The following is a 21,866-nucleotide window of genomic DNA, read 5'->3' as shown; positions in this document are numbered from 1 at the left end:
CTGAGCGTAGCCGAAGTGCGGTCGCTGAGCGTAGCCGAAGTGCTTACCTCGTACTATAGTTCGGCGCTTCCTTGGTTATATTGACGTTGTGCGGGTGACTTTCCTTCACGCCCGCAGCGGTGATTTTCACAAACTGGCCTTTCTGTTGCAATTCCTCCACGGTTTGGGAACCGCAGTAGCCCATCCCAGCACGTAAACCGCCGATGTATTGCACCATCACTTCGGCCAGCGTACCTTTAAAAGGCACACGACCCTCGATGCCTTCTGGAACCAGTTTCTTGATGTCGTCTTCTACATCCTGAAAATAGCGGTCTTTTGAGCCCTGCTGCATCGCGCCCAGGGAACCCATGCCACGGTATACCTTGAATTTACGGCCTTCAAACAGGATGGTTTCACCCGGAGCTTCTTCAACACCCGCAAACAAACCACCTGCCATGATGGTACTTGCTCCAGCCGCCAGTGCTTTGACGATATCGCCCGTGTACCGGATGCCCCCGTCACCAATAATGGGAACTCCCGTGCCTTTCAAAGCTTGAGCAGCCCAACTGATGGCGGTAAGTTGTGGTACGCCTACCCCGGCAACGATGCGCGTGGTACAAATGGATCCTGGGCCAACGCCTACTTTGACTGCGTCTACTCCGGCTTCCACCAAGGCGAGTGCCGCAGCACCAGTAGCCACATTGCCACCGATGACCTGGAGGTCGCGGAATTTTTTCTTCACTTCTTTTACGGCGTTCAGTACGCCCTGAGAATGTCCGTGAGCAGTATCGATCGCAACTACATCCACGCCAACGTGTACCAATGCTTCTACGCGTTCGAGCAAATCGCTGGTTACGCCTACCGCAGCACCCACTACCAATCGACCAAAAGTATCCTTGCAGGAAAGCGGATAGTTGATCACCTTCATGATGTCTTTGTAGGTAATCAGACCAACTAGGATGTTGTTGTCGTCTACTACTGGAAGTTTCTCGATCTTGTTGCGTTGGAGGATTTCGCGGGCTTGATGCAAGGTGGTGCCTGCGGGTGCGGTAACCAGGTTTTTGGAAGTCATCAGTTCATACACTGGTCTATCCAGACTGGTTTCAAAGCGCAAATCCCGATTGGTGAGGATACCCACCAAATGGTTTTCAGCGTCTACTACCGGGATGCCCCCGATTTTGAAGCGTTCCATGTGGCTTTTGGCGTCGCGAATGGTTGCCTCCGGGCGTAGAGTCACCGGATCGATGATCATGCCGCTTTCCGAACGTTTCACCAAACGCACCTGTTCGGCTTGCTCCGCAATGCTCATGTTTTTGTGGATGATCCCGATGCCGCCTTGGCGGGCAATGGCAATTGCCAGCTTAAACTCCGTCACGGTATCCATTGCCGCAGAGACAATTGGTGCGTTCAATCTGAGTTCGCGGGTAAGTTGGGAGGTAATGTTGACCTCACGAGGCAATACTTCAGAGTATGCCGGGGCGAGCAGTACGTCATCGAAGGTGAGCGCTTCGCCCAGAAACTTGTCCAAGTTGAAATTTTGCGTATCCATGCGCAAAGGTAGAGAATTTGTAGCAATATGCACAAAGTAGTGGGGCAAAAATAAATGTTCATTTTAAACAAAAAGGGCAAGTGCTTTAAAAAACCGTAAACACCACCAAAAGCCCAAGCACGAATAGTATGGCGAAGCCAAGCGTATAAAATAGTAGAAACCAGAACCATTTAAAGCCCGTCCAAAACCAGTTTTGGCCATAATACCACTTCATGGTAAGCAATAGAAATACCGATACTCCGCCCATTACGATGCCCCAGTACTCCTTCAAGGGCAAGTAATAGTTGAAGACCAGGATGAAGGTAAGTATCAAAAAAACGCCAGAATGTAAATGCATCAGCAGCACAAAATGCTCTACGAAATACCTTTTTTGTGGCCAATAAAACAAAGACAAACAAAATGACATAACAAAAATAAGCGCCAAAATAGTCCAGGAAAAACTCCCGATGTAGGCGGAAATCAAATCACTCGGATCTTGGATGGATCGGATGCCTTGCTTGAGCAGGATTTTGCTCATCCAATCACTGATGCCATATATCTCGGTGATTTCCTCTGGTGTGTGTTCTACGATGTCTTTTAAGGCAATTCTGAATTGTTGATTGATCAGTTTTAAGTCAAGGCTATCCTTGCTTTTTCCTTCTTTTAGCAGACTGTCGATCATGGGAACCCAACGGCCATTGGTTTTTTGGAGGATGGAATCCAGCGAGGCTTTGACTACAGGGCTGCGTAGGGAAGCCGGAAGGGAATCATATGCACCAAGAATTTCGCGCCCAAAAACATAGCGCTCCATTTGGAAAAAAAGATTTAAATTCTTTTGGTCTTTAAATTGTTTGGAAGTCTCGGCAGACTTTATATTCACCTCGCTTTCTTGGGTATTTACATGGATCTTGATGACACCACTGCTGGTATCCACCGTTTTACTGAATACCAGCACACAAAAAAAGGACACCACAAAGAAAAACTGAAAAGGATGGGGGTATTGTTTGATTTTTCCAGCAAAGTGATCTTTGGTTACTCGCGCAGGAATCAACAAATGCCACATCATGCGCAGCATCTTATTGTCCAGATTGGTTAGTTTCTGCAGGAATTTTTTGCTCAAATCCCGAAAAGTCACCCGGCCATCAAACCGCTCCTGCCCACAATGGGGGCAATATTTGCCTTTTTTGGCCATTTTTTTGCCGCAGTTGGAACACAACTCCCGAAGTTTTTCTTCAGGAAAAGGATTGGTTTGCGCGGTGGGTATTTGATCCATAAATCGCTAATTTCTCTTTAATTCAACCAGGAATTCAGGCAATGGGAATAACAATGGTGAATTTAGAGCATAATTCTCAAGACCTGGAAGTAGAATCGACCAGCGAAATAAATTTTCTCCTTAACGTTGCAATCCTCTTGTACCTTTGTATTCATTTTTCATCAAACCGAAGCACATGATGACTCTGCTTCTTATTCTAGTTATGGCGCTTTTTGCGGCCATGCTTTTTTTGAATGTATACTTTCGGGTCAAAGTGTTCAAAGTCTACAAAGTGCTGGTGCAAAACCGGGTAGAATTTGGCGCAGCCCACATTTTCAACAAACAAAAAATGGAGGATGAAATCATCTCCCGGTATCCGCACATGCGCGAGCCCATCCTCTCTTTTGTCAACCACATGCAGTATTCCATTCGCATGGCAACAGTGCTTACTGCGCTGATTACCCTGTTTGGAGCCATTTTGATGTATTTCAAATAAAAAAACATGCTAAAAATAGGTGTACTTGGCACCGGCCACTTGGGGAAAATTCACGTGAAGTGCATCCAGTTGGCGGTAGAAACGTATGATTTGGTGGGTTTTTACGACCCCAATCCAGACATGGCCAAAACGGTCGCAGCGCAATTCAACATCAAGGCTTTTGAATCGATGGAGGCTTTGATTGAGGCAGCAGACGTGGTAGACATCGTTACGCCAACTATCACGCACTTTGCCTTGGCGGTGCAAGTCATCCAAGCGGGAAAACATGTGTTCATTGAAAAACCCTTGACCCACACCATTGAAGAAGCCGAAGAGTTGATTCGTTTGAGCAAAGCCCATGGTGTGCAGGTGCAAGTTGGTCACGTGGAGCGGTTCAACCCTGCTTTTTTGGCGCTGGAAGACATGGAACTCAACCCCATGTTTATCGAAGCCCACCGCCTGGCTGCTTTTAACCCCCGGGGAACGGATGTATCGGTAGTGCTCGATTTAATGATCCACGATCTGGACATTGTTTTAAGTATGGTTGACGCCGTGCCGACCAAAGTAAGTGCCAATGGGGTTGCGGTGGTCAGTGAAACACCAGATATTGCCAACGCCCGGATTGAATTTGCCAATGGCTGTGTGGCCAACCTCACTGCCAGTCGCATCTCGATGAAGCAAATGCGCAAAGTGCGGTTCTTTCAGCGCGACGCCTATATTAGCCTGGATTTTTTGGACAAAAACGCTCAGGTGGTGCGCTTATACGACCAGGATTCCCTCAATTTGCCCGAAAATGCCAATCTCTTGGAATGGCATACTCCGCAGGGCGTAAAAATGCTCCACATGGACATGCCGCCCATTGAGTCGGTCAATGCCATCAAAATGGAGCTGGAGTCTTTTGCCGATAGCATTGTCAATCAAACGACGCCAAAAGTTAGTATAGAAGATGGTTATCAGGCACTTAAGTTGGCTTATGAGATCATCAAAGAGATTGATCGGAAGCCCTGGGAACAGGAATTAACACGGAAGTAAACAATTAATAAGGCAGAGTTAACATTAAAAAATGAGTACTCAGGGTAAAAAGTCAGAATTTACAGCCCGAAAGACCTGTTTGGTGCTTTGGTTGTGCTTTTTGTTGAGCACAACGGCCTGTAATTTGATCAACCCTGAAGAGGAAATTCCTGCGTATATCTGGGTAGCTCCTTTTGAGGTACAAACTACAAACGCGTCCCAAGGCAGTGCTTCCGCAAAAATTACCGAAGGGTGGTTGACGGTAGATGGTGTTTTTTTAGGTGTTTATGCCTTGCCTGCACGAATTCCAATCCTCAAAACGGGTACAGCAAAAATACGCCTGGAAGCTGGAATCAAAGACAATGGCATAAGTACAAGTCCGGAAATCTATCCATTTTATCAGTCTTTGGAGTACAACATTGATCTGAAACCGAATGAAATAGACAGCATCCGACCAAAAACCACTTACCGTAGTGGAATACGTTTTGCTTTTATTGAAAATTTTGAAGGAAATCAGCCCCTTTTTCAAACCTTGGTCACCGGCAACCAGTCTAACCGGATGAGCATCACCAAGGATGGAGCTTTTGAAGGCAGTGGATCTGGAACAATCCAGCTTAGTTCTCAATACCCGGCAGTAGAATTGGCCACGCGCGATGCCTACTCTGGTTTGCTCTCCAAAGGGACAGCAGTGTATTTGGAACTCAACTACAAATCTGAGGTTCCCCTCAGTGTAGGCGTGATCGCTTACAAGTCGGGAAACTTGAGTGCAGGAGGACAAATCCTTTATGCAGCAGGGTTTAATGCCAGTGAAAACTGGAATAAAATTTATTTTAACCTTTCTCGTGTAGTTGCAGACAGCAAATTGGACGATTACCAGATCATACTAAAAACAGAAATACCCAAAAACGCAGATGGTACAATCTTACGATCCAACGCGAGAATTAACCTGGACAACATCAAGCTCGTCCACTTCTAACATCGATTATTTCAAGGTTACGCGCACGCGTAAGTGGCATACGCTTTTGTATAAATTTGCAGATTTTCTTTCTGCTATGCTGGCTTGGGCCAGTTTTTTTTGCTACCGCAAAATAGTGGTTGAAAGTGGCTCCTTCCCTAAAGATGTGTTGGCTGATCAGAATTTTTGGTACGGCATCGCAATGATTCCGGTTGGATGGATACTTTTCTATTCTGTTTTTGACCAGTACAAAGACATTTACCGGCTTTCGCGCCTATCTACTTTGGCGCGTACTTTCTTCCTGAGTTTTTTTGGCGCCCTGTTTTTATTTTTCGCGGTTATTCTCGATGATGTTATCCTCAGCTATAAAACCTACTACCTTTCTTTTGTTACCCTTTTTGCCTTGCATTTTTTGATTACGGCAACGGTGCGTATGATTTTGCTCACTCAGGCCAGTAAACGCTTGAAAGCGGGGAAAGTGAGTTTCAACACCCTGTTGATTGGAGGGAACGCCAGTGCGCTGGAATTGTTTCAGGACATGAAAAGCCGCAAAAAGAGCCTGGGTTACAATTTTTTGGGCTTCATCGATACCAATGGCAAGAGTCAAAATCTTTTGAATCAATATTTGCCCAAATTGGGACAACTGTCAACCATTCCAACAGTCGTAAGAGACTGCAACGTTGAAGAGGTGATCATCGCTATCGAAACCAGTGAGCACAACCGCATCCGCGAAATTCTCAATACCTTATTTGAATTTACACCGCCTGTGCAAGTCAATATCATTCCGGATATGTATGACATCATGCTGGGAACGGTAAAAATGAACCACATTTACGGCGCTGTTTTGATTCAAATCCGCCAGGACTTGTTGGCCAATTGGCAGGTACTCATCAAGCGGGGCATCGATTTGGTGGCTTCTTCCTTGTTTTTACTAACTTTTGCACCGCTGTATGCCTACATTGCCATGCGGGTAAGGATGTCATCTCAAGGCCCCATTTTTTACATGCAGGAAAGGGTTGGCCTCAACGGCAAGCCTTTCTTTATCTTCAAGTTCCGTTCCATGTTCACCGATGCGGAAAACCAGGGCCCACAATTGTCTAAAGATGGAGACAGTCGGGTAACCTCCTGGGGTGCCATCATGCGCAAATACCGCATGGATGAATTGCCGCAGTTTTGGAATGTATTGCGGGGAGAAATGTCCTTGGTAGGGCCACGCCCTGAGCGCCAGTTTTACATTGATCAAATTGTACCTCGTGCACCCCATTACCGGCACTTGTTGAAAGTTCGCCCCGGCATTACTTCCTGGGGACAAGTAAAATACGGTTACGCCTCCAACGTAGACCAAATGATCCAGCGGTTAAAATTCGATTTGCTGTACATCGAAAACATGTCCCTTTCGCTTGATTTTAAAATCCTTTTTTATACTGTATTGGTGTTGCTTCAGGGGAAAGGCAAATAATTTTACTTTTTTTTTGTTTCCCGCTGTAAGTCCTACTTGACTTATTAATCAGGCTATTGTATATTGCCTCACTTTTATAAAAACAAAAAGGGTGGAAACTTAATTGACACCCAAACTAAACCACACAGTAATGAATATTTATGAAAAAATCTGGGAAGCGGATGAAAACCGCATGTCCATCTCTAAGCGTAAAAAGGACGGCACATTTGAAAACCCCAATGCCGACATCCTGATTGACGAACAGGTCGAAGCTGCAAGCAGAAGGGGAACTGATCTTGCCACCCGACCACTCTTTCACCTGGTAAATCAAGCTAAATTTACCGCTCTACCTACTTATCAAAGGTTCATTAGTTTGCTCGACAATTACATTGTCAATTATCGGGTAGAAGAAACCACCACTCCAACAGAGAAGGTAGAAATTAATGCATTTCTAGACGCTATTTTGCCCACTAAACCCATTAAAGTTGCACGGGATTACATCGAGACTTTGGGTTTCAGGTTTAGCGATGCCGATTTCAAAGCACAATTGATGGAAATGTGGTTTACCATTTACACCAACCATTACCAAGGCAAATCCACCCGTTACTGCACTGGCTTCGAACACGTTTTTGTGGGTGAAGGCCAATATGATGCAAGAAATAATGCCGGAAACAACAAAGGCGAGGTATCGGGCTACCACAATTGGGTAAAGTTTTTTTTTGACGAAAAAAGCCAAAGGGTCAATTTTTTAGGCCATTATTATGACCTCAAATACAATCAGGGCCCCGAAAACCCCTACGTGGTTACCTTGCGCATGATCTGGGATTACAAAGACCTCCGAGGGAATCCAATTGCTCAATTGTTCAAGAGCAAAGGTGGCTTTTTCATCGGTTCAAGTCCCGAGTGTGAAATGGCCATGGGTACAGTTGCGTTTTTTGAAAACAAAAAAGGCATGATGTCCTCTAACGATGAAAAGCCTTTTACTTTGAAGGGCTATCCCTTTAGCCTGGTTTTATACCGGAATATTGACGAACGTGGGTCCAGAGGCAAATACATCCGCTCTTTTTTTCCAAAATACCTGGGTGGTGCCGATTCTCCTGGTGGTGATCAGGTCATCATCATACCGGTAGAAACGAATACGAGTAAAAATGATGGTAGAGTTGTCATTGCTTCAGCGTTGATCAACCCCAAAGGAGACGACGAAGGCCGTGAATACGTCATCATAAAAAATACCACCAACCAGCCGATTGGTTTAAGTGGTTGGTCATTAAAAGATAGAATGGGGCGCCCAGAAAGAATCAAAGGTGACCTGGATGCTGGCCAATCCAAAAAAATCATCCTACGATATGCTCATGATGGCGCAATGGTATTGGGCAACCATGGAGGAACAATCTCTGTTGTAGATAACCTCGATCAGGTTGTTTCCCTGGTCGAATACGGAAATGTAGCACAAGGAGATTTGGTTAACTTTGTCTGAGTTTCTTTGTTTGGATGCGCTATTTTGCCGCTTTTGAATGAACCAAAGCTTTCTTTGGAATGTATTTAATCAAAATCGCACAAAGCATTATCTTTGCAGCGAGATTGATTAATGTATTAAACAAAACTTAAGCAACACGATATGTATCCACTCGAGATTGTAGCGCCAATGTCTCAGGAACTGACTGCCTTTGGATTCAAAGGCTTATCCACTCCCGAACAAGTGAGTGAAGAATTGGATCAAGCTAGTGGTACCACGATGGTAGTGGTCAATTCCGTATGCGGCTGTGCAGCTGCCAATGCCCGCCCAGGTGCGAAAATGGCATTGCAAGGGGACAAAAAACCAGACAACCTGGTAACTGTTTTTGCGGGCGTTGACCAGGCTGCCACTGCCAAAGCACGCGAATACATGCTGCCTTACCCTCCTTCTTCACCAGCTATTGCGCTGTTTAAGGATGGTAAATTGGTGCATTTCCTGGAAAGACACCACATCGAAGGCCGTTCAGCTGAGATCATTGCAGCGAATTTGCAAATGGCTTTTGAGCGGTATTGCTAAGACTTGTGCTAAACGCTATAAGTCTTTGAATACTAAAAAGAGGCTGAATCTGTTGCAGGGTTTAGCCTCTTTTGTTTTTAAAGTAATGCTTAATTTATTGCCTAAAAATAGCAAAATGAAATTGGCTACCCTCATCATCGCAATACTCTTTTGCCTGCCCACCTTCGCCCAAGGCCCCCTCAAAGTCAGCCCCAACCAGCGCTACCTCGTCAAAGCTGACGGATCGGCTTTTTTTTGGTTGGGCGATACTGCCTGGGAATTGTTTCACCGCCTGAATCGGGAAGAAGCTACCCTGTACCTCAAAAACAGGGCTGACAATGGTTTTACCGTCATTCAGGCTGTAGCCTTAGCCGAATTGGATGGGCTAAATACACCCAACCCTTACGGTGACAAACCCCTCTTGAACAACGACCCAAGCACCCCCAATGAAGCCTATTTCAAACATGTCGATTTTGTCATTGACAAAGCTGCTGAATTAGGGTTGTGCATTGGTTTACTGCCCACCTGGGGGGATAAAGTATTCAAAGATCGTTGGGGTGTGGGTCCAGAAATTTTTAACCCAGAAAACGCAAAGGCCTACGGAAAGTGGATTGGAGCACGGTACAAAGACCGCAAAAACATTGTCTGGATTTTGGGTGGCGACCGCAATCCCCGCAACGATCAAGATGTGGCAATTTGGCGAGCGATGGCAGCTGGAATCACCGAAGCGGTAGGTGGCGCCGACCGGGCCTTGATTACCTTTCATCCACAGCCCAATGATTTGGCGGATGCAGGTTCGGCCAAGTGGTTTCACCATGATGCCTGGCTGGATTTCAACATGTTTCAGACCGGGCATTGCCGCGAAAATAACGTCTGGGACCGCATCCAGGTCGCCTACAAAAAAACGCCCATCAAACCCGTGTTGGATGGTGAAACCCTTTACGAAGACCACCCAGTCTGTTTCAACGCCAAAGACCTGGGTACTTCCAGCGCGTTTGATGTACGCAAGCATGCTTACCTGGATGTATTTGCTGGCGCTTGTGGCCACACTTATGGTTGCCACGACATCTGGCAGATGTACGATAAAACCCGGGAGCCCATCAATGGACCACATCTGACCTGGCGAGAAGCGCTGGATTTGCCAGGAGGCAATCAAATGAAATTTTTGCGTCGCCTGATGGAGTCGCGCCCCATGTTGGAGCGTATTCCCGATCAAAGCTTGTTGACCAATGCGCGTGCGGAGCACGACCGGATTCAGGCTACCCGTGGCAAGGATTACCTGATGGTTTATTCTTCAGAAGGCCGCCCGTTCACCCTCAATATGGCCAAGATTACGGGCAAGACTGTGGCCGCAACCTGGTACAATCCGCGCAACGGCGAGGCTAAGAAAGGAGAGCTTGTGCCCAATGTTGGCCAAAAGAACTTTACCCCACCCAGCAATGGCTATGGCCAAGACTGGGTACTGATCCTGGACGACAGCAGCAAAGCTTATAAAACTCCCAACCAACAATAATGGGCTACTTTGGTACCAATTCCGAACTTCCTACACTGATTCCATTTCGGGCAGGCCAATTAACGGGCGCCTACGAAGCAGGGAAACTCCGTTACCTCCGTATTGGTGACACCGAAGTTTTGCGCATGATTTATCCCGCAATCCGGGATCGAAACTGGGAAACCGCTCCTGCCCTGATCACAAAAGAAAAGATAACCATTGAGGCAGATTCTTTTTCTATCGAATATACGGCTCATTATCAACTGAATGAGGTCGATTACCAGGCAACCTATCGAATCGCTGGCGATGCCAATGGAAGCCTGAGTGTAGAAATGCATGGCGAAGCCCTGAGTACTTTTTGGCGCAACCGCATTGGGTTGTGTGTGTTGCACCCAATTGAGCCTTGTACTGGCAAGCCAGTCTGGATTACTCACCCCGACCAAAGCAAGACCCAATCGATTTTTCCTGAATTGATTAGTCCACATCAGCCTTTTTTTGACATTCAAAGCATGGCCTGGAGCTCGGCAGAAGGGATTGACATTCAACTGGATTTTGAAGGGGATGTTTTTGAAACCGAAGACCAGCGCAACTGGACGGATAATTCCTATAAAACCTACAGCACCCCTTTGTCAGTTCCCTATCCGGTGGAGATTCATGCAGGGGAAAAGCTTTACCAAAAGTTAAATTTGCAATGGAGCGTATCATCGGGGGCTATTGATCCTGCTTCCCAAAATGAAGTGGCGATCAGCCTAACCGGATCAGCTTTCCCTTTTCCAGCTTTGGGCACTGGAATTGTCCAAGAAACAATTTCACCGGAGCTGTTGGCGCAATTTCAAGCATTGCCATTCGACTACTTCAGTGTGTCGTTGCACCTTGATCAGGAGACCTGGCAAACGGATTTGGATAAGGCTGTTGCTCAAGCTAAAGCACTAAACAAAAAAATAGCGCTATCGGCTTTTTTTACCCAAAAAGTAGACGGGATCAAATTGGCAGATGCACTCTCTACTCAAATTGATGTGTTCCATCAGGTTTGTGTGCTCTCAGCAGTAGAAAAAGTGCCTGAAGTTGATTTAATGGAAACCATTTATTCAAGCATCAAATCCAAGTTTCCACAATTGTCAGTAGGTTTCGGTACCGATGGATTTTTTACCGCGTTGAACCGCAATCGCCCCGCGACTACGCAGTTTGACTTTTTACAATTTTCGATCAATCCACAAGTCCATGCGGTGGATACCCGCACGATGATTGAAAACCTGAAGACCCAGCGCGAGGTGGTTTTGACTGCCCAAAGTTTTGCCGCAGGCAAACCCCTTTGTGTTTCTCCCATTTCATTGCGGCCACGACACACGCCTGATCCTGCTGGTGGGATTGATCCACGACAGCACAGTTCTTTTGCCGCAGCCTGGATGCTGATCAGTTTGAAATACCTGGCACCTTGTACAGGTTTGACCTATTTTGAAGCGATTGGGGAAAAAGGATTGTTTCCTGAGGATCTTTCGCAAACGCCTTTGCTGGAGCATTTGCAACAAATTGCTAAGTTTCAACCGGTCAAAACCCTGGATACCCATTCCAATTCGCCATTGGAGGTGGAGCTTTTGTTACTCGAAAATGCCAAGGGTGAGCAATTGGCTTATTGGGTCAATTTCAGCAGTAAGATTCAAAAACTAACTTTTGAAGGCTTAAACATTGAGCTTGCTCCTGCGTCGATTAGGGTACAAGTGTAGGTTTGAAATACAATTTGGCGTACTGGGCGATGTATTTTCCAATTACATCAAACTCCAAATTGACCAAATCGCCTTCCTGCAGGGATTGAAAAGTGGTGTGTTCAAAAGTGTAGGGAATGATTGCCACTGAAAAACGATCTTCCGCTGGACTGACTACGGTCAGACTTACGCCATTGATGCAAACAGAACCTTTGTCAACCAGCAAATGCTCTTCAGTGGGGGTATATTGAAAATGGAAATTCCAACTGCCGTCGCGGTCTTCTACTTTGATGCAGTGGGCAGTGCCATCCACGTGGCCTTGCACAATGTGGCCATCCAGGCGTCCATTGGAGAGCATGGCGCGTTCCAGATTGACTAGGCTGCCCACTTGCCATTGCCCCAGGTTACTGCGCTTCAAGGTTTCCTCTACCGCAGTGACGGTATGCACATTGTCTTTGATTCCTACTACGGTTAGGCAAACACCATTGTGAGAAAGGCTTTGATCGATCTTCAAAGCAGAGGAAATGTCTGAAGCGATGTTGAAATGAACATTGCTGCCTTCTTGGTGGATGTTTTGAACTGTTCCACGTGATTCAATGATACCGGTAAACATAGCAGTGCAGTTGATTTGACTGCAAACTTACAATAAGAAGTCAGAATAAGAAGAGAAAAAAATGCCCTGCGATAACAGGAAAATTGGAATGTGTATTTCAGTGTTCTATTGCTTTACCGCAGCGAGTGGGAAAGGTGCTTGGTTTTACAAAGGGAATAATATGCAAGGATTCAAAAGCTGGTAGTCTAGCTTTACCTAATAGTATGGAATTTAGGGATTAGGTGTTAGCGATGCTTTACAGTATCAAATGTAGAGTATGTACACATGCAAATTGATGCAAAAAAAATGATTGACAGATTTCTCTTAACAACTAAGGTTGATTCAGGAATAACAATATAAATTCAAAAAAACTTAAACGGTAAACGAATCAACCCAAATCAAAAAATCCCGCAAGCGTTGTTGCGCAACTGGGATTTTGGCCCCGGTATTGAGGATGATACAGGATTCACGGTTGTCATAATGATGCAAAAATCGGTAGTTGACCAAATAGCCACTGTGGACTCTGAAAAACCCTTGTCCTGAAAGCGCCTTTTCAAAAATCCCCAAGTTTCTTCCTGCACCAACAGCTTGATTGTCTGCCATGAAAAATCGGGTAATGGCGCCATCTGCTTTAAGGTAGCTGATGTCTTTTATCTTCAACAGATCAAATCCGGATTGGCTCGAGATGCGAATAAAGGTGGGTGCTTTTTTATTCAGTTCTGCAATTTGGCTTTGCAGGTTGTGGCCCAGGTATTTTTCGATGGCCTGTTTCAAGCGGTCTGATTCTACGGGTTTAAGTAAAAAATCAATGGCTTCTACTTCAAAAGCCTGCGCGCCAAATTGAGGGTAGCCCGTTACGAAAATAATCGCTGAAGAATGCCCTTCGTTCTTCAAACTTTTGGCCAAGTCAATGCCTTTTATCTCAGGCATTTCAATATCCAAAAAGATCAGATCGGGTCGAAGTTCTGCCACGGCGGCTTTCGCTTCAATGGCAGAGCGAAATTTTTTGACAACGACCACATCTGGGCAATGGTTCAATAAATCGCGTTCCAAAACATCAAGTTCATCTTGTTCGTCATCAACAAGGATGGTTTTGATCATCATAAAGCTAGATTTTAGGGGGTTAAAAAATGCAGTTCTACGCGGGTACCACTTGGGCTACCCTGATATTCCAGGTCAACTATGTTGATTATTGAGACAAAGTTGAAACGTTCGTTGAACAGCTGAAGCCGATCAGCGCACAAACCCATTCCCACGCCTGAGCTTTGTTGGGACATTTCACTGTTTTTTGCTGTGGCCAATCGTCCAATTCCATTGTCTTCAATCGAAAGCACGACCCTTTGATTCAGCGAGGTTGCCGAGATTTTCAATTCTTGACCTGGCGTATTGTCCTTAAATGCATGTTTGATGGCATTTTCTGCAAAAGGTTGTAAGAGCAAGGGGGGCAAGGTAAATGCATTCAGCGGAACGGAGGGATCGATGTCAAAAATCACTTTGAAGCGTTCGCGGAAACGCAATTTTTCCAAATCAAGATACAATTTTAATAATTCGAGCTCTTCACGGAGGGGTATGGCTGATTTTTCGGTCAATTCAAAGATCTGGGTCAAAAGAATGCCCAATTTTGACAAATAGAGACTCGCATCGGCAGCTTTTTCATTTGCAATGAGATTCCGGATGGAATTGATGCAGTTGGCGACAAAATGAGGCTTGAGTTGTTCCCGAAGGGCCAGTAGTTCTGTTTCTGCCAGTGTCTGTTGTTTTTGAGTTTCTAGCGCTTCAATGCGTTGGTTGATTAGGTTCTTGCTTTGTAGTTGGAGTTCGGTTTTTCTTTGCAACAGTTCCTCTTGCTTTTGTTCGCTCATCTCTTTTGCGAGCAGTGCATTTTCTTTGGCTGTTTTTAAAGCCAAAAATTGGGCATCATTGCGTTCTCTGAGAAATGCGTGGTGTCGAAAACTGAGTGCTACGGTTAAACACAAAACATCCAGGACTACGGCAAGGTGGAGCGGCAGATCTCCGTAGTGTAAAAAAGTCAGAGGGCTTTCATGTCCTATTCTTGTTCCGATAAAATTGCCACTTAATGCGCCCAACACCGCGATCAGCGAACCCGCTAAGATCCATTTGACCATGGTATCCAGTTTTTGCCGGTACAATTGGTAGAAAACCCATAGCCAGAAAATAGACAAAGGTGCAAGGATGGCTTGCATGAAATCCAACCTTTCCCAATAGTACTTGGTAACGTATTGAAGCGGCGCGATGGTTACCAAAGCGAGATTTGCATAATAAATAAAATTTCGAAACCAGGGCCAAGTTATCTTCCCCTTAAACATGAATAAGATAAACATCTGATAGGCAACAAATGAAAGAATGTAAATGGGCGCTCTTGCGTGTTCCCACCACCAGGCACTTCCCTCGACGTAAAGTCCCAAATCGAGGTATGGATTGATTTTTTCCAGTCGTCGAAAAATAAGAAACGACATCAGGCTCATGTAGAGGGCGTAGTAAAAATAAGCGTAGTCTCGCTGCTGGAGAAATTGGAGGAAACCAAATAGAATCGAAACGCCCATGAAACTCAACAAAGCCACATAAAACATCAAATAATTCAAAGCTGGGGTAGCCGTAAGTTGCTGATAACCCTTGGCGCTGTAGAGTACGTATTCATGCTTTTTGGCCACATTGCAAATGATGAAAACCGTAACCTGTTGTTGAGGAGGAATGGTCAACAATACTTTTCCTTCTTCTGGCCGATAAATCAGTGAACGGTAATCCTGAACCTTCCAGCTTTCGATTTCATTGTAAAAGTGCTTAAGGTGCTGCTGATTGGAAACGATCATGCCAAATTTCAGCCGGGTTTTTAAACTGGGGAGCGGCAAGATGAGCTGGCAAAGATTCTGAGTTGGATTATTAAGTACAAAAACGCTAAGAATCCGTTTGCCATCTGCTGGGATTTGATCTTTTTGAATAGAAGGTGCGTTCTTTTTGTTTTGGTACCAGGTTGTTATTGTTTTTGGTGTAACCAGAAGCCCTTTGGGGTATTCCAGCATTTGTGGGGCAAAAGGATAGCCCAGTTTTTTGTAGGATATGGGTTGTTTAAGTACCACACTGGCATCAACCGCAGGATTTGCCAGAGACAAGCCATGAACCAAGCACAGGCAATAAAAGAATACGATGCCGAGCTTCCATTGCATACAAGCTGTTATTAGTTTTGCGATATTAAACTATTTAAAAGATCCGTAGCCAACTGTTTTAACAAAATCAAGTTTTCATTAAACAATTGCCCTTGATTGGGTCACCATCAAGATTTTTCAAAGGAAACCGTCCATCCATTTTCAGCCTTTGACAACACACCGATGAAACCTGCTCCTTGGTTGAAATTTGCCAACTGTTCCAGTGCATCGACCCAAATTTCATGGTTGTTTTCGGCAAGATTAAAGGGAGGCCAATGGGATTCAAACCGCAACAGCACGTTATCTTCATATTCTTCCTGATGCAACGAAACTGCTTGTGCATTTTTGGGCAACAGCTTCATGCTGTGGTACACCAAGGATAAAAAAAGCAATGAAGGACATTTCCAGTGTGGCTGTAATGCCGATGCTGGAAACCCAATTTGAAAATGGTTGAGTTGTGCCAGTCGCTTGCAAAGATTGATTTCGGTTTGAATGGCAAGTGAGGGTTCTGCTGCCAAAAAAAGCAGGTCTCGAATAAAACCACCAAAACGAGTTAGCTGTTCGTCTGCGATCAATACCTGGTCATTGGCTACATGCTGATTCAACTGTTGGAGGATGTTGTCGCTGGTTTGTGCCAAAAAACCATAACGGAGTGTTCTTAACTGCAATCGTTTGTAAGCCAATGCACGTTGATCTTTAATGTCAGCCTCCTGGTTGCTCAAGATTTCCTGCTCTTGGGTATCAAGTTGTCTTTTGATGGCCGAAAGCTCCTGTTCCAGGTTGATCTGAAGCAGGTGTTCGTGGATTTGTCGCGCGTTGAGGGCTCTGGTTTCGCGAGTTTGGTAAGCAAGTCGCTCTTGAAGCCAGTTTTTTTCCAGTTCACCTAAACTGATGAAGAAAAATATGCCTTCCAATACGCCCCCTAAGCCTAGGGGCAAAAAGCCCAATTCAACACCCTGATAATGGATCATCTGTTCGTCAAAAAACGTAAATCCAAGTAAAGACAGGCAAAAACCAGAAATTAAAGCAACTGTTCCTCGAAACAAATATTTGGCTGGCGGGTAATGAATTTTCCCTAGCAATCCGATCACCCGAATGCTGTGGAGTACAACTATCCATAAAAAAAAGTAAACAAAGACCCAACTGAGGTAGAGTTGGTTTAAAAACTGCAAGATCAAATCGATTAAAAAATAACCCGCTAAAAACCAGGCATACCTGGAGTAAATCGACTCTATTTTTTCAGAACCAGGGCGGCCTTTTACAAAATATCGAACGTATTGCAAGTAAGCATAAAATACAGAAGCCAATAAGCCTGCCTTGATTATAGTACATTCATAACGAGCAGGCAATGCATTATAAATCACATTAAATTCAGTGACTTCTTGCAAAAAATAAAGCGCCAGGCTCCATTTGAAGATGGAATACCACCCGAAAGCAGGACGTCGCCTGGATAAAAAGAAAATGGAAGAAATGATTGCCAACGTAAAAAATAGGCCTAGAAAGATGCTTTGACCAACAACTATGCTTTTATGTTGGTCATACCGTGAAGTGTTGTAACTATCCTCGTTCCACAATACAGGGCTGAGGTCTTTATCAACTTTTAAGTCCTTTACATACAAGTAGAACTGGTGTTTTTGTCCAACCGCAAGGGGAAACCAATAAGTTTTTCCTTTGGATAAAGAAAACAATGATCCTTGGTTTGTACCTTTTGATTTTGGCAAACTGCGTATTTTCCCCTTTTCCTCAACCCAGGCTTTTTTGATAAAAGGCTGCTCAATGACCAAGACCAAAGGCTTTTCGCTAAGATTTTCAACTTGAAAAAGCAGCCAATATTCATAGAATCCGCGCAAAAATTTACTTTTGAATTTAAATGGTCGCTGGTTACTTAATGATTTACCCTGCCCATAGTTGAATTTTGTAAGGGCTTGTTCAAGGGATAAAGGCAGGTCAGACTCCAGGATATGTAGCTCGTTCCACAATTTTATGGAGTCAAAAGCGGGAGCCGTTTTTCGAATTTGAAAGGTAGTAAATCCTTGCCCACAGCAGCGATCTCCTCCAAGAAGTAATTCTGCCAGAAAGCAGAAAATAACCAGTACAATCTGAGCTTTTTTCATTCTTAAATCAGCATGTGTATCCTGGCAAAAGGTAAATAAAAATCAATGATAATCAATGCATACCGAAATCCAGTTTGCTTTATGTGGACAAAAAACTGTATTTTTGAACAAATGCAAGAGTTATTTACCTAAGTCCTTAAAATTGAGGAAAATTTAAGCTAAAAAACTGAGGTTTGTTGCTATCTTTGCCGCCTTTTCTGAATACATCATTATATGAGCAATATCGTCGCTATAGTAGGCCGTCCTAACGTTGGAAAATCTACTTTTTTTAATCGCTTGATTGGCGAGCGCCAATCCATTGTTGACAACATTTCTGGGGTAACCCGGGATCGCCAATATGGTACCAGTTATTGGAACAGCAAGAATTTCACCGTTGTAGATACCGGAGGCTTTGTGCCCGATTCGACCGACGTATTTGAAGCGGCCATCCGCGAGCAAGTCAAAATAGCCATCGAAGAGGCTACGGTTATCATTTTTTTGGTGGATGTAACTACTGGCATTACCGACTTGGATGAAGAAGTCGCTTCCCTGCTGCGCCGCAGCAAGAAACCAGTTTTTTTGGTGGTCAACAAAGTAGACAATGGCCAGCGTTTGTTTGAAGCCAACGAATTTTGGAGTTTGGGCTTTGAAAATACTTTTTTCCTGAGCGCACTCACGGGCAGTGGCAGCGGCGAAATTCTGGACGCAGTAGCAGATCACCTCAGTGCAGATGAATTGCCGCAAGAAAACCGACTTCCTCGTTTTGCCATAGTGGGCCAGCCCAACGTCGGCAAGTCATCGTTGACCAATGCATTGCTAGGCGAAGACCGCAACATCGTAACTGAAATTGCCGGTACTACCCGCGATTCAATCGATGCTCTGTATTCCAAATTTGACAAGGAGTTTATTCTGGTAGATACCGCAGGGATTCGGAAGAAAGCCAAAGTACACGAAAACCTGGAATTCTATTCCGTACTTCGCGCCATCAAAGCCATCGAAGAGTGTGATGTTTGTATCCTGATGATCGATGCGCAAACGGGGGTGGAATCGCAGGATCAAGCCATTTTTCGCTTGGCGCAACGAAGAAACAAAGGGATTGTACTCTTGGTCAACAAATGGGATCTGGTTGAAAAACAAACCAATACAGCGCGAGATGTTGAAAAAATAATCAAGGAGCGCATTTCGCCTTTCACGGATGTGCCCGTGGTGTTTGTTTCGGTTCACGAAAAGACGCGGATTTTCCGCGCCATTGAAGTGGCATTGGAGGTATTTGAAAACCGCAACCGGAAAGTAAAAACCTCAGAATTGAATGAACTGTTGCTGGATGTAATCGAAAGAACACCGCCGCCTTCACACCGAGGGAAATTCGTCAAAATCAAATACATTACTCAATTGCCTTTGGCGTATCCGGCTTTTGCGTTCTTTTGCAACCACCCAACACACATTAAGGAAAATTATAAGTTCTTTTTGGAGAATCAATTGAGGAAAAATTATAATTTTACAGGCGTACCGATCACCATTTTCTTCCGTCAGAAATAGATAATTATGCCATTTCTCCCTACACCAATCCCTGATTTACTGGTTTTTGAACCCAGAGTCTGGAAGGATGAACGCGGCTACTTTTTTGAAGCGTTTAATGCCAGTACGTTCAAAGAAGCGGGTATTCAAACCGTTTTTGTGCAAGACAATCAGGCCCGCTCCACTTTTGGGGTGTTGCGTGGCCTGCATTACCAGTTGGAGCCTCATGCTCAGGCCAAACTAGTGCGGGTATTGGAGGGAGAGGTGCTGGATGTTGTTGTAGATATTCGCAATGATTCACCTACTTATGGGCAGTGTTTTTGTATTCGGCTAAGTGCGGAGAACAAAAAGCAATTGTACATTCCCCGTGGATTTGCACATGGCTATGTGGTACTTAGTGATACGGCAGAGTTCTTTTACAAATGCGACAATTTCTACTCAAAAGAACACGAAGGTGGGATTCATTACAATGACCCAGATTTGAAAATAGATTGGGAAATTGACCTGGATCAGGCGATTCTTTCCGATAAAGACAAGATTCTTCCTTATTTCGGAGCTCACCGGGGCGCTCGTAAACCCTAAATCAAAAGCCATGCTCGTTCTCATCACTGGAGCAAACGGCCAGATTGGTCGCGAACTTCAAGCGCTACAATCAGAATTTCCAAGCATTCAGTTCATTCCGGTGGATCGGGCAACACTTGATCTTACCCAATCAGCTGAAATAGAGCGTTTTTTGAACGAAACGACAATTGATGCCTGCATCAATTGTGCAGCCTATACGGCGGTTGACAAAGCCGAGCAAGAGCAGGAATTGGCGTATTCGATCAATGCCGATGCAGCAGAACAGCTTGCCAAAATCTGCCATGCCAAGGGAGCGGCATTTATCCATTATTCTTCAGATTATGTGTACCACAACGGCATGGATCGACCTTTGTTGGAAACCGATCCCACCACGCCTCAAAGTGTATATGCTCAGAGCAAATTGGCTGGAGATTTGCGGGTGATGGCGGCACATCCGGAAGCATTGGTTTTTCGCACATCCTGGGTCTATTCTTCTTTTGGCCAAAATTTTGTTAAAACCATGCTCCGCTTGGGCAAAGAAAGGGATTTGTTGCGGATTGTAAACGACCAGATTGGCACACCGACCTATGCCCGCGACCTCGCTCGGGTGACCCTTCAATTGTTGTTGAAGGGTTGGCCTGCCAATCAAGGCGGAATTTACAATTACAGCAATGAAGGGGTATGCAGTTGGTACGATTTTACCAAGGCCATCTTTGATTTAAATGGGATACCCTGCAAGGTTGAGCCCATTCCCAGTTCGGAATACCCAACCCCTGCTGCTCGACCTCACTTCAGTGTTTTAAACAAAAGCAAGATCAAGTCTGCATTTGGATTGGATATTCCGTATTGGCGAGATAGTTTGCTGGAATGCTTGGGGTTGTTATAGCCGACTTTGTTGACTGATGTTTACCATCCACCGGTTTTGGTTTTTACCCGGCACAAGTACATATCCGAAGTGATGTAAAGTGTGCTGCCATCATCGCCCCAACCACAGTTGGCGGTAAATTGCCCCAGGTCTATCTGACCCAGTAAATTGCCAGAAGGTGCTATAATCAGGATACCACCCATTCCTCCTGCAAAAATGTTACCCAATTTGTCCACTTTCATGCCATCGAAAATCCCATACTTGCCTTCCTTGAGATAGGTAGATCCATCAAAAATTACTTTTCCTTTGCCCGTTTTGCCGTTGGCGGCAATTGGATATGCCGTGATGTAAGGCTGTGAGCCACTGCTTTGACTTACGTACAGGGTCTTTCCATCTGGTGAAACTGCGGTGCCATTGGGTCGATCCAGGGTTTTGTCCACCAGAGATACTTTGCCTTGAGGGTCGATCCGGTACACCCCAAACCAGGGTGTTTGACGGCTTTCGTCCTTTTCTTTTTTGGGCATTCCATAAGGTGGATCGGTAAAATAGTAATCCCCGGTTATGGGGTGCTGGGTGATGTCATTGGGGCTGTTGAAACGCTTGCCTTCAAAGTTGTCGGCCAGGGTGCGTTTGCCTCCCCCCTGAAAAGGCATCGCAGCAATCCGGCGATCACCATGCTCACAGGTGACCAATTCTCCTTTCAGGTTGATCAACAGGCCATTGCTACCTGGCTCATCGCTGTAAGGCAAAATTCCGGTATAACCACTGGGCTGTAAAAAGGGGGCAAGTGGTTCTCCTTCTTTCCAGCGGTAAATGGTGTTTTTTGGCACATCTGAAAAGAGGAGATAAGCTCCGTTTTTTACCCAAACCGGCCCTTCGGCCCAATCAAAACCTTCGGCAATGATTTCGATTTTGGCTTGCTCATCGATAAGTGCAGCACAAGCCGGATCGAAATGATGGATTTTGCCAATGGTTTTGTTTTGACTCCAAAGGCTGATGCTGCAGAGCAGCAGGAACAATACGAACTGATGTTTCATTGTTTGTTTTCTTTTATACTTCTTCAAGGGAAGATAAAAGTTTTGGGGTTAGCAAACAAAGAAAAGCTAAGTAGTGGGCAAAAATAAATATTCATTTTTTTGAGCCAAAGGATTAGATGAGGCACTTAAAATGAACCGTTTACTCACCTAATTCTTTGGCAAAATGAATATTTATTTTTTTATCGCCCCTAA

Annotated in this window: 18 protein-coding genes; 11 read left to right on the top strand and 7 right to left on the bottom strand. The window is 44.9% G+C overall.

From position 1 onward, the window contains the following. Nucleotides 1-43: 43 nt before the first annotated feature. Nucleotides 44-1,528 (bottom strand): IMP dehydrogenase, encoded by a 1,485-nt coding sequence (gene guaB, locus ABW391_RS11585; RefSeq protein WP_353482028.1) that lies wholly within the window; start codon nt 1,526-1,528, stop codon nt 44-46. 85 nt (nt 1,529-1,613) lie between these two features. Continuing rightward, a complete protein-coding gene (locus ABW391_RS11580) occupies nt 1,614-2,780 on the bottom strand; it encodes a DUF3667 domain-containing protein (RefSeq protein ID WP_353482027.1) in 1,167 nt (388 codons plus the stop codon). Nucleotides 2,781-2,955: 175 nt separating this feature from the next. Here ABW391_RS11580 and ABW391_RS11575 point away from each other — a divergent pair, with 175 nt between their 5' ends. From ABW391_RS11575 to ABW391_RS11540, 8 genes are all read left to right on the top strand, one after another. Continuing rightward, nucleotides 2,956-3,255 (top strand): hypothetical protein, encoded by a 300-nt coding sequence (locus ABW391_RS11575; protein ID WP_353482026.1) that lies wholly within the window; start codon nt 2,956-2,958, stop codon nt 3,253-3,255. A gap of 6 nt (nt 3,256-3,261) precedes the next feature. After that, nucleotides 3,262-4,266 carry a Gfo/Idh/MocA family oxidoreductase gene (locus tag ABW391_RS11570; RefSeq protein ID WP_353482025.1) on the top strand — a complete coding sequence of 335 codons (1,005 nt, stop codon included), beginning with the start codon at nt 3,262-3,264 and terminating at the stop codon, nt 4,264-4,266. Between the two features lie 31 nt (nt 4,267-4,297). Next, the gene (locus ABW391_RS11565) at nt 4,298-5,221 is read left to right on the top strand and encodes a hypothetical protein (RefSeq protein WP_353482024.1); all 924 of its coding nucleotides are present in this window, start codon (nt 4,298-4,300) and stop codon (nt 5,219-5,221) included. Next, a complete protein-coding gene (locus ABW391_RS11560) occupies nt 5,157-6,659 on the top strand; it encodes a sugar transferase (RefSeq protein ID WP_353482023.1) in 1,503 nt (500 codons plus the stop codon). Before ABW391_RS11565 ends, ABW391_RS11560 begins: the two co-directional genes overlap by 65 nt. A 130-nt stretch (nt 6,660-6,789) precedes the next feature. Further along, nucleotides 6,790-8,115, top strand: a complete 1,326-nt coding sequence (locus ABW391_RS11555) for an endoribonuclease (protein WP_353482022.1) — start codon at nt 6,790-6,792, stop codon at nt 8,113-8,115. A gap of 141 nt (nt 8,116-8,256) precedes the next feature. Further along, a complete protein-coding gene (locus ABW391_RS11550) occupies nt 8,257-8,670 on the top strand; it encodes a BrxA/BrxB family bacilliredoxin (RefSeq protein ID WP_353482021.1) in 414 nt (137 codons plus the stop codon). 115 nt (nt 8,671-8,785) lie between these two features. After that, nucleotides 8,786-10,162 (top strand): glycoside hydrolase family 140 protein, encoded by a 1,377-nt coding sequence (locus ABW391_RS11545; RefSeq protein WP_353482020.1) that lies wholly within the window; start codon nt 8,786-8,788, stop codon nt 10,160-10,162. After that, the gene (locus ABW391_RS11540) at nt 10,162-11,865 is read left to right on the top strand and encodes a D-apionate lactonase family protein (RefSeq protein ID WP_353482019.1); all 1,704 of its coding nucleotides are present in this window, start codon (nt 10,162-10,164) and stop codon (nt 11,863-11,865) included. Before ABW391_RS11545 ends, ABW391_RS11540 begins: the two co-directional genes overlap by 1 nt. On the opposite strand, the gene ABW391_RS11535 is transcribed toward ABW391_RS11540, so the two are convergent. From ABW391_RS11535 to ABW391_RS11520, 4 genes are all read right to left on the bottom strand, one after another. Next, nucleotides 11,849-12,457, bottom strand: coding sequence for a riboflavin synthase (locus ABW391_RS11535; protein WP_353482018.1), 609 nt, complete (start codon nt 12,455-12,457; stop codon nt 11,849-11,851). The two genes, ABW391_RS11540 and ABW391_RS11535, sit on opposite strands and share 17 nt — an antisense overlap. A 351-nt stretch (nt 12,458-12,808) precedes the next feature. Then, nucleotides 12,809-13,540 (bottom strand): LytR/AlgR family response regulator transcription factor, encoded by a 732-nt coding sequence (locus tag ABW391_RS11530; RefSeq protein WP_353482017.1) that lies wholly within the window; start codon nt 13,538-13,540, stop codon nt 12,809-12,811. 11 nt (nt 13,541-13,551) lie between these two features. Further along, the gene (locus ABW391_RS11525) at nt 13,552-15,621 is read right to left on the bottom strand and encodes a histidine kinase (RefSeq protein ID WP_353482016.1); all 2,070 of its coding nucleotides are present in this window, start codon (nt 15,619-15,621) and stop codon (nt 13,552-13,554) included. 107 nt (nt 15,622-15,728) lie between these two features. Then, on the bottom strand, nt 15,729-17,450 hold the full coding sequence (locus ABW391_RS11520; protein WP_353482015.1) for a 7TM diverse intracellular signaling domain-containing protein: 1,722 nt from the start codon (nt 17,448-17,450) through the stop codon (nt 15,729-15,731). A gap of 477 nt (nt 17,451-17,927) precedes the next feature. On the opposite strand from ABW391_RS11520, the gene der reads away from it, so the two are divergent. Genes der through rfbD form a run of 3 tightly spaced genes read left to right on the top strand, consistent with a single transcriptional unit; the run spans nt 17,928 to nt 20,658 of the window. Then, on the top strand, nt 17,928-19,232 hold the full coding sequence (gene der / locus ABW391_RS11515) for a ribosome biogenesis GTPase Der (RefSeq protein ID WP_353482014.1): 1,305 nt from the start codon (nt 17,928-17,930) through the stop codon (nt 19,230-19,232). Between the two features lie 6 nt (nt 19,233-19,238). Then, nucleotides 19,239-19,793, top strand: a complete 555-nt coding sequence (rfbC, locus tag ABW391_RS11510; RefSeq protein ID WP_353482013.1) for a dTDP-4-dehydrorhamnose 3,5-epimerase — start codon at nt 19,239-19,241, stop codon at nt 19,791-19,793. A 10-nt stretch (nt 19,794-19,803) separates the two neighbouring features. After that, a complete protein-coding gene (rfbD, locus tag ABW391_RS11505) occupies nt 19,804-20,658 on the top strand; it encodes a dTDP-4-dehydrorhamnose reductase (RefSeq protein ID WP_353482012.1) in 855 nt (284 codons plus the stop codon). 20 nt (nt 20,659-20,678) lie between these two features. Here rfbD and ABW391_RS11500 read toward each other — a convergent pair whose 3' ends face one another. Next, complete coding sequence (locus tag ABW391_RS11500) at nt 20,679-21,674, bottom strand: SMP-30/gluconolactonase/LRE family protein (RefSeq protein ID WP_353482011.1); 996 nt, start codon at nt 21,672-21,674, stop codon at nt 20,679-20,681. Between the last annotated feature and the right edge of the window lie 192 nt (nt 21,675-21,866).

The sequence above is a fragment of the Haliscomenobacter sp. genome (assembly GCF_040403615.1).
In the GTDB taxonomy this organism is placed as follows: Bacteria; Bacteroidota; Bacteroidia; order Chitinophagales; family Saprospiraceae; genus Haliscomenobacter.
The sequence above is the reverse complement of the archived record's forward strand: the minus strand, read 5'-3'. Positions and strand labels throughout refer to the sequence as shown.

What these genes read in the sequence shown, in the direction of transcription:
- ABW391_RS11580 (WP_353482027.1), bottom strand. Translation starts at nt 2,780, where the DNA reads ATGGATCAAATACCCACCGCGCAAACCAATCCTTTTCCTGAAGAAAAA.
- ABW391_RS11570 (WP_353482025.1), top strand. Translation starts at nt 3,262, where the DNA reads ATGCTAAAAATAGGTGTACTTGGCACCGGCCACTTGGGGAAAATTCAC.
- ABW391_RS11550 (WP_353482021.1), top strand. Translation starts at nt 8,257, where the DNA reads ATGTATCCACTCGAGATTGTAGCGCCAATGTCTCAGGAACTGACTGCC.
- ABW391_RS11545 (WP_353482020.1), top strand. Translation starts at nt 8,786, where the DNA reads ATGAAATTGGCTACCCTCATCATCGCAATACTCTTTTGCCTGCCCACC.
- rfbC (WP_353482013.1), top strand. Translation starts at nt 19,239, where the DNA reads ATGCCATTTCTCCCTACACCAATCCCTGATTTACTGGTTTTTGAACCC.
- guaB (WP_353482028.1), bottom strand. Translation starts at nt 1,528, where the DNA reads ATGGATACGCAAAATTTCAACTTGGACAAGTTTCTGGGCGAAGCGCTC.
- ABW391_RS11560 (WP_353482023.1), top strand. Translation starts at nt 5,157, where the DNA reads ATGGTACAATCTTACGATCCAACGCGAGAATTAACCTGGACAACATCA.
- ABW391_RS11530 (WP_353482017.1), bottom strand. Translation starts at nt 13,540, where the DNA reads ATGATGATCAAAACCATCCTTGTTGATGACGAACAAGATGAACTTGAT.
- ABW391_RS11540 (WP_353482019.1), top strand. Translation starts at nt 10,162, where the DNA reads ATGGGCTACTTTGGTACCAATTCCGAACTTCCTACACTGATTCCATTT.
- ABW391_RS11565 (WP_353482024.1), top strand. Translation starts at nt 4,298, where the DNA reads ATGAGTACTCAGGGTAAAAAGTCAGAATTTACAGCCCGAAAGACCTGT.
- ABW391_RS11555 (WP_353482022.1), top strand. Translation starts at nt 6,790, where the DNA reads ATGAATATTTATGAAAAAATCTGGGAAGCGGATGAAAACCGCATGTCC.
- ABW391_RS11575 (WP_353482026.1), top strand. Translation starts at nt 2,956, where the DNA reads ATGATGACTCTGCTTCTTATTCTAGTTATGGCGCTTTTTGCGGCCATG.
- rfbD (WP_353482012.1), top strand. Translation starts at nt 19,804, where the DNA reads ATGCTCGTTCTCATCACTGGAGCAAACGGCCAGATTGGTCGCGAACTT.
- ABW391_RS11525 (WP_353482016.1), bottom strand. Translation starts at nt 15,621, where the DNA reads ATGCAATGGAAGCTCGGCATCGTATTCTTTTATTGCCTGTGCTTGGTT.
- der (WP_353482014.1), top strand. Translation starts at nt 17,928, where the DNA reads ATGAGCAATATCGTCGCTATAGTAGGCCGTCCTAACGTTGGAAAATCT.
- ABW391_RS11535 (WP_353482018.1), bottom strand. Translation starts at nt 12,457, where the DNA reads ATGTTTACCGGTATCATTGAATCACGTGGAACAGTTCAAAACATCCAC.
- ABW391_RS11500 (WP_353482011.1), bottom strand. Translation starts at nt 21,674, where the DNA reads ATGAAACATCAGTTCGTATTGTTCCTGCTGCTCTGCAGCATCAGCCTT.